General features: G+C 60.5%; 12 protein-coding genes. 10 read left to right on the plus strand and 2 right to left on the minus strand.

From position 1 onward, the window contains the following. The 10 genes from E8E95_RS27850 (at nucleotide 1) to E8E95_RS27895 (ending at nucleotide 9,802) form a co-directional block, all read left to right on the plus strand. A complete protein-coding gene (locus tag E8E95_RS27850) occupies nucleotides 1-2,385 on the plus strand; it encodes a heavy metal translocating P-type ATPase (RefSeq protein WP_280355476.1) in 2,385 nt (794 codons plus the stop codon). A 135-nt stretch (nucleotides 2,386-2,520) separates the two neighbouring features. Further along, nucleotides 2,521-3,288 (plus strand): thiol:disulfide interchange protein DsbG, encoded by a 768-nt coding sequence (dsbG, locus tag E8E95_RS27855; protein WP_280355478.1) that lies wholly within the window; start codon nucleotides 2,521-2,523, stop codon nucleotides 3,286-3,288. 87 nt (nucleotides 3,289-3,375) lie between these two features. Further along, nucleotides 3,376-3,576: a heavy-metal-associated domain-containing protein gene (locus tag E8E95_RS27860; RefSeq protein WP_280355479.1), complete on the plus strand. Its 201-nt coding sequence runs from the start codon at nucleotides 3,376-3,378 to the stop codon at nucleotides 3,574-3,576. A gap of 182 nt (nucleotides 3,577-3,758) precedes the next feature. Continuing rightward, on the plus strand, nucleotides 3,759-4,496 hold the full coding sequence (locus E8E95_RS27865) for a TraX family protein (RefSeq protein WP_280355481.1): 738 nt from the start codon (nucleotides 3,759-3,761) through the stop codon (nucleotides 4,494-4,496). 224 nt (nucleotides 4,497-4,720) lie between these two features. Further along, on the plus strand, nucleotides 4,721-4,921 hold the full coding sequence (locus E8E95_RS27870; protein WP_077524884.1) for a co-regulatory protein PtrA N-terminal domain-containing protein: 201 nt from the start codon (nucleotides 4,721-4,723) through the stop codon (nucleotides 4,919-4,921). Between the two features lie 200 nt (nucleotides 4,922-5,121). Then, complete coding sequence (locus tag E8E95_RS27875) at nucleotides 5,122-7,134, plus strand: copper resistance system multicopper oxidase (RefSeq protein WP_280355484.1); 2,013 nt, start codon at nucleotides 5,122-5,124, stop codon at nucleotides 7,132-7,134. Nucleotides 7,135-7,145: 11 nt separating this feature from the next. Beyond that, on the plus strand, nucleotides 7,146-7,457 hold the full coding sequence (locus E8E95_RS27880) for a hypothetical protein (protein WP_280355486.1): 312 nt from the start codon (nucleotides 7,146-7,148) through the stop codon (nucleotides 7,455-7,457). Next, nucleotides 7,447-8,505: a copper resistance protein B gene (locus E8E95_RS27885; RefSeq protein ID WP_280355489.1), complete on the plus strand. Its 1,059-nt coding sequence runs from the start codon at nucleotides 7,447-7,449 to the stop codon at nucleotides 8,503-8,505. Before E8E95_RS27880 ends, E8E95_RS27885 begins: the two co-directional genes overlap by 11 nt. 9 nt (nucleotides 8,506-8,514) lie before the next feature. Continuing rightward, the gene (locus E8E95_RS27890; RefSeq protein ID WP_280355490.1) at nucleotides 8,515-9,354 is read left to right on the plus strand and encodes a c-type cytochrome; all 840 of its coding nucleotides are present in this window, start codon (nucleotides 8,515-8,517) and stop codon (nucleotides 9,352-9,354) included. Next, the gene (locus E8E95_RS27895; RefSeq protein ID WP_280355492.1) at nucleotides 9,344-9,802 is read left to right on the plus strand and encodes a DUF411 domain-containing protein; all 459 of its coding nucleotides are present in this window, start codon (nucleotides 9,344-9,346) and stop codon (nucleotides 9,800-9,802) included. The genes E8E95_RS27890 and E8E95_RS27895 overlap by 11 nt, the downstream gene beginning before the upstream one ends. A gap of 317 nt (nucleotides 9,803-10,119) precedes the next feature. Here the strand turns inward: E8E95_RS27895 and E8E95_RS27900 are convergent, their stop codons facing one another. Further along, nucleotides 10,120-11,445 carry an OprD family porin gene (locus E8E95_RS27900; protein ID WP_280355495.1) on the minus strand — a complete coding sequence of 442 codons (1,326 nt, stop codon included), beginning with the start codon at nucleotides 11,443-11,445 and terminating at the stop codon, nucleotides 10,120-10,122. A 197-nt stretch (nucleotides 11,446-11,642) separates the two neighbouring features. Further along, on the minus strand, nucleotides 11,643-11,975 hold the full coding sequence (locus tag E8E95_RS27905; protein ID WP_280355497.1) for a DUF2790 domain-containing protein: 333 nt from the start codon (nucleotides 11,973-11,975) through the stop codon (nucleotides 11,643-11,645). Nucleotides 11,976-12,005: the final 30 nt, after the last annotated feature.

Genomic DNA, 12,005 nt, shown 5'->3' on the forward strand with positions numbered 1-12,005 from the left:
ATGCCCACCGCATCGTGCCAGCACGACCATGACCACTCACACCAGCATGAGCAACCGGATGGAAGTCAGCGCGATCCGGTGTGCGGCATGGCGGTGCCGCCGGACAGCCGCTTTCGCGAGCAGTATCAGGGGCAAACCTATCGCTTCTGCAGCGAGAAGTGCCTGACCAAGTTCCAGGCGGAACCGGCGCGATACACCGGCCCTACTGGCGACCATGCACATGCGGGCCACGGGCACGCCAACCATGGTCAGCCGGCCGTCGCGCAGGCGCCTGGTGCAGGCGTTGCCGAATACACCTGTCCGATGCACCCGCAGATCCGCCAACCCGGCCCCGGCAGCTGTCCGATCTGCGGCATGGCCCTGGAGCCGGTTATCCCGGAGCTGGAAGAGGAGGAAAATCCGGAGCTTAAGGACTTCACCCGACGTTTCTGGTGGACCCTGCCCTTGACCATCATCGTGACTTTGCTGGCCATGACTGCCCACCAGATGCAGTTGCTCCATGGCGCGATCCAGAACTGGGTCGAACTCGTGTTGGCGACGCCGGTAACCCTGTGGGCCGGCTGGCCCTTCTTCGTGCGCGGGATCGCTTCGATCCGTCACCGCAGCCCCAACATGTGGACGCTCATTGGCCTCGGGACGGCAGCCGCCTACCTCTACAGCGTGGCCGCGACCCTGATCCCTCAAGCCTTTCCGGCGACCTTCATGGAGGACGGCCGTATCGGCGTTTACTTCGAAGCAGCCGCGGTGATCATCTCGCTGACCCTACTGGGGCAGATGCTTGAGCTGAAAGCGCGCTCGCAGACTTCCGCCGCCATCAAGGCACTCCTCGGGCTCGCCCCCAAGACCGCGCGGCGTATCAACGCCGATGGCGGCGAGGAAGACATTCCCCTGACCCACGTGCACACGGGTGACCATCTGCGGGTCCGTCCAGGAGAGAAGGTCCCGGTCGATGGGGTCGTGCTGGAGGGCGAGAGCGCCGTCGATGAGTCCATGCTGACCGGTGAGCCGGTACCAGTGATGAAGAAAGCCGGTGAGACCCTCATTGGGGCCACGCTCAACACCCATGGCAGCCTGGTGATGGAAGCGCAGAAAGTCGGCGCGGACACCGTGCTGTCGCAGATCGTCCAGATGGTCGCCCGTGCCCAGCGTTCGAAGGCGCCCATGCAGCGAATGGCGGATATCGTCGCCGGCTACTTTGTCGTGGGGGTGGTGCTGATCGCGGTCCTGACCTTCTTCGGCTGGGGGCTGTTCGGGCCAGAACCTGGTTGGGTCTATGGCCTGATCAATGCGGTCGCGGTGCTGATCATCGCCTGTCCGTGTGCACTGGGCCTCGCCACGCCGATGTCGATCATGGTGGCGACCGGCAAGGCGGCCGGCAGTGGCGTGCTGTTCCGGGACGCCAGCGCCATCGAAAACCTGTGCAAGATCGACACCTTGATCGTGGACAAGACCGGCACCCTGACCGAAGGGCGCCCCATGTTTCACAGCGTTGTGGGCACCAATCGGTTCGCGCCGGCAGAGGTCCTGCGCCTGGCAGCCAGCCTGGACCAGGGCAGCGAACACCCCTTAGCTCATGCGATCGTCGACCATGCACGGGCAGCCGGGGTGGTCCTGAGCAAGCCGGAGGCGTTCGAGTCCGGCTCCGGCATTGGCGTTCGTGGCCAGGTGGAAGGCAAACAGCTGCAGCTCGGCAATACCGCCTTGATGGAGGACGCTGGGCTGGATATCGCCCTGCTCAGAGATCAAGCTGAGCTGCTCCGCGTGGAAGGCATGAGCATCATGTACCTGGCCGTTGATGGTGTGCTGGCCGGTCTGCTGGCGGTGTCCGACCCGATCAAACCGAGCGCCAAGGAGGCGGTGAAGCGTCTCCAGGACGAAGAGGTGAAGGTCATCATGGCCACCGGGGATGGCGTGACCACGGCCCGCGCGGTGGCGAAGCAGCTGGGGATCGAGGAAGTCCACGGCGAAGTAAAACCCCAGGACAAGGAGAAACTGGCGGCCGACCTGCAGGCTTACGGCCGCCGTGTTGCAATGGCCGGCGACGGTATCAACGACGCCCCCGCACTGGCGCGTGCCGATGTCGGCATTGCCATGGGGACTGGCACCGATGTGGCGATGAACAGTGCTCAAGTGACCCTGGTGAAGGGCGACCTGATGGGCATCCTGCGCGCTCGGCAGCTTTCCGTGGCCACCGTGAAGAACATGCGCCAGAACCTGGGCTTTGCCTTCCTCTACAACGCGATGGGCATACCGTTGGCGGCCGGTTTGCTCTATCCGCTGACTGGTCATCTGCTGTCGCCAATGATTGCCGCGCTGGCCATGAGCGTCAGCTCAGCCTCGGTGGTCTTTAACGCGCTGCGCCTGCGGCGTACGGACATCGGCTAAATCGGTCAGCTACCAAGGTACGGCAAGCGGCGCGAAGATAGGTGGTGTACCAGTCGCCAGGTCGTACCTGATCGGTGAGATACCCCCGTGATACTCGCGGGGGGCCCTAGCGATTACGCGAGAGAGGCCTCAGCCATGATGCGCCACAAGTACCTCCCCCTGTTGCTCACCTTTGCCAGCCTTCTGCTCGCCGCAGTCACCCAGGCCGCGGAGCTGCCAGCGCCCATCAAGGCGATTGAGGCACGCGGCGTCACCATCGTGGGCGAGTTCACGGCACCTGGCGGTCTGCGAGGCTATGCCGCGCGCTACAACGGCCAAGGGCTGGCTCTGTACCTCACGGCCGATGGCCAGCACGTCCTGGTGGGTACCCTGTTCGATGCCCAGGGCGAGGATCTGACGAGTGCAACGCTCGACCGTCTGGTTTTTGAACCAATGGCCAAAGAGGTGTGGGCACGCCTGGAAAAAAGCACCTGGATTGCCGATGGGCGCAAGGATGCTCCCCGCATCGTCTACATGTTCGATGATCCGAACTGCCCCTACTGCAATAAGTTCTGGCACCAGGCGCGCCCCTGGGTTGAGTCCGGCAAGGTCCAGTTGCGCCACATCATGGTGGGCCTGCTTAGTCCCGACAGCGCCGGCAAGTCCGCGGCACTGTTGACGGCCAAGCAACCAGAAGCCGCGCTGAAACAGCATGAGATGGCCGGTAACGTGAGCGCACTCAAGGCTCTGGAAACGGTGCCCAACGCTGTCCAGGAGCAGCTCGACGCCAATTTGGCGCTGATGACGGAACTGGGCAGCGAGGCCACGCCCACGCTCGTTTATCGCGATGCAAAGGGCCGCCTGCAAATGCAGAAAGGCTTACCGCCAGCTCAGGCTATGCCAGAGCTGCTGGGGCCGAAATAAGCCCAAGTCGGGCTTGACCTTCCCATCATGTCAAGGTCGAAGCTGTATTTGCGGCAAGAGATGCCGCTCCAGCATGAGAGGCCCGCTATGTTCGTCTTGGAAGTTTCCGGTATGGGGTGTGGCAGTTGTGTCAGCAAGATCACCAAGGCCATCCAGGCAGCAGATTCGGAGGCCCAGGTCACAGTCGATCGCGCAACCGGGAAGGTGAGTGTTGAAAGTGCCGTCGCAGCCGAGCGCGTAAGTGAGTTGGTACAGGCATTGGGCTATCCCACCAGGGTCAGTGCCTAGTCGCCCTGATTTCAGGCCGGCCCCTAATGGGGCCGGTACTGACAATGGCTCTCACGCTTGCTGCCGAGAGAGTCGCCCTGGGCCCACAGGGGAATGGTGACTTGCTGGTGGGCGTGGTTGCCCCATGATCGACTGTACTGGACTCAGGCCAGTCGCTACTTGCTGACTTCGGGGTGGTCCGGATGACTGCGGTGATGCAACTGCCAATTGCCTCAAGTCGTAATGGCAGCCTGGATCTCATCAAGTGGGTCGCCATGGCGACCATGCTGATAGATCACCTCCGCTATCTGTGGCCAGACGCGCACTGGCTGTTCGTCGTTGGCCGGATAGCGTTTCCGCTGTTCTGCCTGGGAATCGCGACCAACGTTGCCCGCTCCCGTCCCGGTGATTTGTTCACCGACAGCAACGTTCATTATTTGGGCTGGCTGATCGCCTTCTCCGTCATCTCTGAGCTGCCCTACCGATTGCTTTCGCCGTTGAGCAGCACGCTCAATGTGATGCCCACTCTGATGCTGGGGTTGCTCCTGGCGTGGGGCATCCACAACCGCGACCGCACGAGCTCGTGGCTGGCCATAGCGACGCTGCTGATCGCTACCGCATTGCACTCACGCTTGATGTACGGCGCCTTCGGAGTGCTCTTGCCAGCCGCCTTGCTTCTCAGTCTGCAGCGATCCTGGGGGTGGTGGTTGCTCCCGGCGGCAATAGCCGCGTTGGCCAATAGCCGTACACGATGGCTCGCTGATACCGGACTCGCGGTAGAGACGCTGGCCCCCCTCATCGTTGCGTTTGCTACGCCGATGGCAGGACTTTGGCTGCTACGTCAGGCATTTGCCCCCGCCATTTGGCCGGTCCGGCGCTGGGGGTACCTGTTTTATCCCGGACACTTGGCTGCTCTGCAGCTCATCCGGATTGCGCTGTAGCACTAGTTGGCAGTCCGGCCAGCGAATGCGAAGGGAAGTCTCTATCCGACATGCCATGGACACGACAGAGCGAGCGGGCGACTTCACGAGTAGGAAAAGCCAACCTTACACAACTGTAATGTTCAGCTCAGGTTGCTGACAGCACGGGGTGGTTAAGGTGGCTTCGAGTCTGACACTCAGCCCGGACATACCCGGCTAACCCGCACATATTCGAGGATACCCACATGAAATCCATGAAAGCTCTGTTTGTTGTTGCCGCCCTGACTGCTTCGTCCTTCGCCATGGCTGCTGGTGGCGGTGATCGGACCATGGCGCGGGCCGACAAGCTCGCCCAGGCGTCGATGGAAGCCTACCGCCTGGAGCAGCAGAAGGCCGAGTCGTCGGTCGCTGAAAAGGCCAAATCGGCTGAACATGCCAACTGCTGAGTCGGGGCGCGTTGGCCAACCTTACAGAAATGTAATCTTCTGAAAGGTAGGGATGTGGCAGCTTGTATGCTCGCGGGCGCGCGCCTCAAGGATGGCCGACCGCGGGCAAGCCCTCTAGGGAACAGGAATCACCTGGTGCGGCAGCCTAATCGCGTTGGTTGTTCAGCGCTGGCTCCATTGACTGATTGGACATACACGGCATGCATTGCAAAACCTCAAGGCGAACCTTCGTCAAGGGCCTGGCCGCCGGTGGCATTCTGGGCGGACTGGGCCTTTGGCGCACTCCTGTCTGGGCGGTGACCAGCCCTGGTCAGCCCACTGTGCTGAGCGGTACCGAATTCGATTTGTACATTGGTGAAACCCCAGTGAACATCACGGGCTCCGCGCGTACGGCCATGACGATCAATGGCACCATTCCTGGTCCGATTCTGCGTTGGCGCGAAGGCGATACCGTCACCTTGCGCGTGCGCAACCGCCTGAGCGAAGACACCTCCATTCACTGGCACGGCATCATCCTGCCGGCCAATATGGACGGCGTGCCGGGCTTGAGCTTCCACGGCATCGCCCCGGATGGCATGTACGAGTACAAGTTCAAGGTCCACCAGAACGGCACCTACTGGTACCACAGTCACTCCGGGCTGCAGGAACAGATCGGCGTCTACGGCCCCATCGTGATCGAACCGAAGGAACCCGAGTCCTTCCAGTACGACCGCGACTACGTGGTGATGCTGAGCGACTGGACAGACGAAAATCCAGCCCGCGTCATGGCCAAACTGAAGAAGCAGTCGGACTACTACAACTTCCACAAGCGCACCGTTGGCGACTTCATCAACGATGTGAGCGAGAAAGGCTGGGCCGCCACCGTGGCGGACCGAAAGATGTGGGCTGAAATGAAGATGAGCCCCACCGACCTCGCCGACGTCAGTGGCTACACCTACACCTACCTGATGAACGGCCAGGCGCCTGACGGCAACTGGACCGGCCTGTTCAAGCCGGGCGAAAAGATTCGTCTGCGCTTCATCAACGGCTCAGCCATGAGCTACTTCGACGTTCGCATTCCGGGGCTGAAAATGACCGTGGTGGCGGCTGACGGCCAGCACGTCAAGCCGGTGAGCGTCGACGAGTTCCGTATCGCCGTAGCGGAAACCTACGACGTCATCGTTGAACCGACCAGTGAACAGGCCTACACCATCTTTGCCCAGTCCATGGATCGCACCGGCTATGCCCGCGGCACCCTGGCCGTGCGTGAGGGTCTGAGCGCTGCGGTGCCTGAGATCGATCCCCGTCCCTTGATTGGCATGGGTGACATGGGCATGGACCATGGCAGCATGGGCGGCATGGATCACGGCAGCATGGCGGGGATGGACCACAGCGCCATGCAGGGCGATATGGCCGGCATGGATCACAGCAAGATGGCGGGAATGGACCACAGCGCCATGCAAGGCGATATGGCCGGCATGGATCACAGCAAGATGGCTGGGATGGACCACAGCACCATGCAAGGCGATATGGCCGGCATGGATCACAGCAAGATGGCTGGGATGGACCACGGCGCCATGCAGGGCGATATGTCCGGCATGGATCACAGCAAGATGGCTGGGATGGACCACAGCACCATGCAAGGCGATATGTCCGGCATGGATCACAGCAAGATGGCTGGCATGGACCATGGCAGCATGGGTGGCCAGATGCAGGCCCACCCGGCATCCGAGACCAACAACCCGCTGGTCGACATGCAGACCATGACCCCAACCCACAAGCTGGACGATCCGGGCATGGGGCTGCGCAACAACGGCCGCCGCGTGCTGACCTATTCCGACCTGCGAAGCACTTTCATCGATCCGGATGGCCGCGAGCCCAGCCGCACCATTGAACTGCACCTGACCGGTCACATGGAGAAATTCTCCTGGTCGTTCGACGGCATCAAGTTCTCCGATGCCGAGCCGCTGCGCCTCAAGTATGGCGAGCGTGTCCGCATCACCTTGGTCAATGACACCATGATGACCCACCCCATTCACCTCCACGGCATGTGGAGTGACCTGGAAGATGAGAACGGCAACTTCATGGTGCGCAAGCACACCATCGACATGCCGCCGGGCTCCAAACGCAGCTACCGCGTCACGGCGGACGCTCTGGGTCGCTGGGCTTACCACTGCCACCTGCTGTTCCACATGGAAATGGGCATGTTCCGCGAAGTCCGTGTGGACGAATGAGGAATCTTTCAATGAGCGAAATTATGAAGCGCAAGACTTTGATGGGCAGTGCGTTGGCCGTGGCTGTGGCCGGGGGCCTCACCGCTGCATTGATGGTTCCGGTAGCCCTCGCCGGTGAAGGTAATACTGACCTGCAGAAAGGTCAGGCAGCCCAGGCGCAGCAAATGGACCATAGCCAGATGAACCACGGGCAGATGGACCACAGCCAGATGAATCATGACCAGATGCAAGGCATGGATCACAGCCAGATGAAGGATCACGGCTCGATGAAGCACGAGCACAACGCGGACGAGGCTAAAGCGGGCCAGGCTCATGATCAGTAGGATTTCAGCTCCATCCGCCCTAGCGCTGCTGGTCTCGTTCAGCGCCCTACATGCAGGCCTGGCGAGTGCGGCCGAGGAAATGGACCACAGCAAGATGGACCATAGCCAAATGCAGGGCATGGACCACAGCCAGATGGACCAGGGCAAGATGCAGGGCATGGATCACAGCAAGATGGACCATAGCCAGATGCAGGGCATGGACCACAGCCAGATGAACCAGGGCCAGATGCAGGGTATGGATCACAGCCAAATGCAGGGCATGGACCATAGCCAGATGCAAGGCATGGATCACAGCAAGATGGACCAGGGTTCGGCTGATGCAGCCTCCACCACGACCAGTCGGACGCCTATTCCAGTCCTGACCGATGCCGATCGCGAAGCGGCCTTCCCGCCGCTACCTGGGCACGGCATTCATGACAGCAAGGTCAACACCTTCTTCCTGATCGACCAACTGGAGTATCAGGACGCCGACGAAGGAAGTGTGCTCAGTTGGGATGCTTCCGGCTGGATTGGCGGAGACGTCGACCGCCTATGGCTGCGTTCGGAAGGTGAGCGCACTAACGGGGTGACCGAAGAGGCCGAAGTTCAGGCGCTCTGGGGGCACTCCATCGGCCCTTGGTGGGATGTCGTCACCGGTGTTCGCCAGGACTTCAAACCCGGGTCGCCACAGACCTGGGGTGCCTTCGGTCTCCAGGGCATGGCGCTCTATGCGTTCGAGGCTGAAGCTACCGCTTTCGTTGGCGAGAATGGCCAGACCGCTGCGCGGTTGGAAGGCGACTACGACATTCTGCTCACCAATCGACTCATCCTGCAGCCGACCGCAGAAGCGAATTTCTACGGCAAGAACGATCACGAGCGTGGCGTTGGCTCGGGCCTGGCCAACACCGAAGTCGGTCTGCGCCTGCGCTACGAAATCCTTCGTGAATTCGCCCCATACATCGGTGTCACGTGGAACCGTTCCTATGGCAATACCGCCGACATGCTGCACGACGAAGGTGAGGACGTAGACGAGGCACGCTTCGTTGCCGGTATCCGGATGTGGTTTTGAGAGGCCGACATGAAAAGAACAATAAAGACCTTAGCCATTGCGAGCACGGTGGGTTTTGTTGGTGTCATGGGCGTGGCGTATTTCGGCCTGGTCAATGTGGGCGCCGATGATCCGCACCTGGCCCCCATCCACGCTTTTCTGACTATGGCCCGGGAGCGTTCGATCGAAGTACGAGCGCGGGATCTCCAGGCGCCGAATCTGGAGGATGAAGCGCTGATTCGCGCCGGCGCCGGCAACTACAACTCCATGTGCATCGGTTGCCACCTGGCCCCCGGCGTCGCTCAAACCGAACTCAGTCAGAGTCTTTACCCGGCGCCGCCAAACCTGACCAAGGTCGGCGTCGACGGCAGCCCGGAAAGTGCCTTCTGGATCATCAAGCATGGTATCAAGGCCACAGGCATGCCGGCCTGGGGCAGGAGCATGGGTGACCAATACATCTGGGGCATAGTGGCGTTCCTGCAGAAGCTTCCCACCCTAGAGGCCGAGCAGTACCGCGCGCTGGTGGCCAGCAGCGGTGGCCATCAGCACGGTGGTGGTGAAACCAAGATGCACAACCACGAAGGCCTGCACGGCGACAACGTGTCCGCGGGCGGCAGCCACCAGGATGGCGCGGGCGATGATCACCATGGCGCTGGGCAGGCGGCTGAAGATCACCACGCGGGTGAGTCAGCCAGCCAGCAAGAGGATCATCATGCCGCTGAACCGGCCGCCCAGGGCGGTACCGATCACCAAGGCGGCGAAGAAGGTGAAGTCCATCACCATGAGGCGGAGCAAGCTCAGGACGACACAGCGCCGGCGCCGAAATCCCACACCCATGCCGATGGCAAAGAGCACGTCCATGAAAGCTAAATCTCATCGAGTACTGAGGTTTCTCGCGCTCGCCTCTCTGTTCACCGTTTCCGCCGCCCAAGCAGCGGAAGCTTTGACGGTTGATGTCCACCGCAGCGCCAGTTGCGGCTGCTGCAAGAAGTGGGTGGAACACCTTGAAGCCAACGGCTTCAAGGTTATCGATCATGTCGAGTCGGATATGACCTCGGTCAAGCAGCGCCTCGGCGTTGCGCCACGGTTGGCGTCCTGCCATACCGCGGTGATCGATGGCAAATTCATCGAGGGTCATGTCCCGGCTGCGCAAATCGTCGAGCTCAGCAAGCGCTCTGATCTGCGGGGCATTGCCGTACCGGGGATGCCGGCAGGCTCTCCCGGCATGGAAGTGGGCGGGAAACAAGACGCCTATCAAGTCATTGGCCTGACTCAGGCGGGTACCGACCAGGTAATCGCCGACTACCCGGCCAAGTAACCTCAAGCCCGACCGGCACGCCCGGCCAGCCAAAAGGTTGGCCGGGTTTTCCTTTTTTCTCCCCTCGCTTGTAGCCGGTTCTGAACCATTGAAGCCTCGTTATGCTCCTTCAAGGTCTTGGATACTGGATACTTGTCTCCTTTACTGTGTTCCACCTCTGGCGCATCAGGGGACAGACAGTCGTCGCTCTGGCTGAGCTTTCGGACGGGAGAAAAAGAGGCGCCCGCAGGCGCCGAGGATTACCTCCAAGGGAGCACAATGGAGGTAATGGTGATGGATCGGGGTGAACACCTTGCGGGGAGTCCACCCAGAGTCACTTACAACACTTCAAGCGGGTATTCGACGATCAGTCGGAACTCATCCAGGTCCGACTCAAAGTCGGTCGCCCGCGTGGTGGCCTGGCGGATACGGAAGGACAGGTCCTTGAGCGAGCCACTCTGGATCACGTATTTGGCCTCGATATCTCGCTCCCAGCGCTTCTGATTAGTCAGCGGATCGCCATTGGCATCCCGCCGCATGTAGACGGCGTTCGCGTTGGTGTAATCCGCGTCCCAACCCTGCGCATAGCGGGTCATGAAACTCAGGCCGGGGACGCCAAAGGACTCCATGTCCAGGTCATAGCGGACCTGCCAGGATTGCTCTTTCGGTGAGTTGAAGTCGCTGTACTGGATGGAGTTGTCCAGGTAGATCGAATCGGACTGTCGCAGGTAATCGAAGTCATCGTCACCGTTGTTGCGCTGATAAGCCACGATGACGCTGTGGGCGCCGAACTTCACCCCGGCCTTGCCGCTCCAGATGTTGTTGTCGAAGCTGCCGAGGAGCTGTTTTCCCTCATCAACAGCCTTGTAGTAGTTGAACCCACCGATCAGCGCTACGTCATCCGCCAGCGGATAGCTCAGCGTGGTGCCGAAGTAGTACTGGTTCCAGGCTTCCTTGAGGCGACTGGTGTAGAGGCTGACGGCAACGTTGTCATTTACTGAGTAATCGCCGCCAAAGTAGGCGATCCATGGCGAGTCCACCGCGCCGGCGTAGAAGGTTGCAAAACCATCCCGCATGCTGCTGGAGTTGGGCTGGCTCATCGCATGCAGGCGCCCACCCTGCAGGGTCAGCCCATCGATGCTGGTGTTGGCCAGGGTGATTCCCCGGAAGCTTTCCGGGAGCAGGCGCGAATCGCCGTATTGCACCACCGGCGTCACCGGGAATACATCACCGGCTTTGATGACGGTATCCATGAAGCGGGCTTTGACCGCCCCCCCGACCTTGGAATAATCATCCTCGGGCTGACCAGTGCTGTTGTAGGGCATGACGTCAACCGAACCGCCGGCACCGGATCGGCCGTCACCCGAGTCGAGCTTGATCCCCAACATGGCGAAGGCATCAATCCCGACTCCCACGGTGCCCTCGGTGAAGCCGGACTCGAACCGGCCCATGATTCCATGGGCCCACTCCTCGGAAAACCCGTTACCGGTGCGACTCGATTGGCCTTTGCGGAAATCGCGATTGAAGTACAGATTGCGGTTGAGGATGGTAAGGCTGCTGCCCTCGATGAAGCCTTCTGGTTTTGGCTCATCGGCCATTGCGCCGTGCCCAACGCCGATGCCCAACGCAATGAGCGATAGGCCAAACAGGCTCTTGTTGTTCATTTTCTACTCCTGGCGTGATTGGCAGTTCTTCTGTTAATGGTTTCTTATTAAGAACAGGTGGTGCGCTCAGCCCGCTGATGCGCACCACGGCCATAGTTCCACGCGCAAACTAACGCCAGGGTGACTTCAAAATTACTTTTCTGTCAGCAGAAAGTAAGCAAGTAGTGTTTAAACTACCCAGTTCTTCTGTTCGTTAATTAACCGCCATGGGGACAGCCAAAGCCTTGGACGCGGTATTCAATGGTGTGCAACTCGCCTCGGGAGTCCTCATAAGTCATACGTGCCGGCACTACGCCGCAAGCACTGCTGCTGGGTGTAACGCTCACCACCTTGGAGATGTCCAACGTCATCCCATACTTGTAGTGCTTTACTGCAGGCGCCGCTTTACCTTGCGCTTCAGCGTACTGCGCCATGGCTTTCTCATTGGACTGGAGCATTCGCCCAAATACCCGATCAGCCCCGCCTTCAGCCAATGCAACGGGGGAAACTACCAAGAACGATATTGCCATGACTGTTTGGATTGTTTTCATTCCATTCACCTTAATTTCGGTTTTCCCACT

Origin of the sequence: Pseudomonas sp. BN414, assembly GCF_029871275.1 — a bacterium.
GTDB classification, from domain to species: Bacteria; Pseudomonadota; Gammaproteobacteria; order Pseudomonadales; family Pseudomonadaceae; genus Metapseudomonas; species Metapseudomonas resinovorans_C.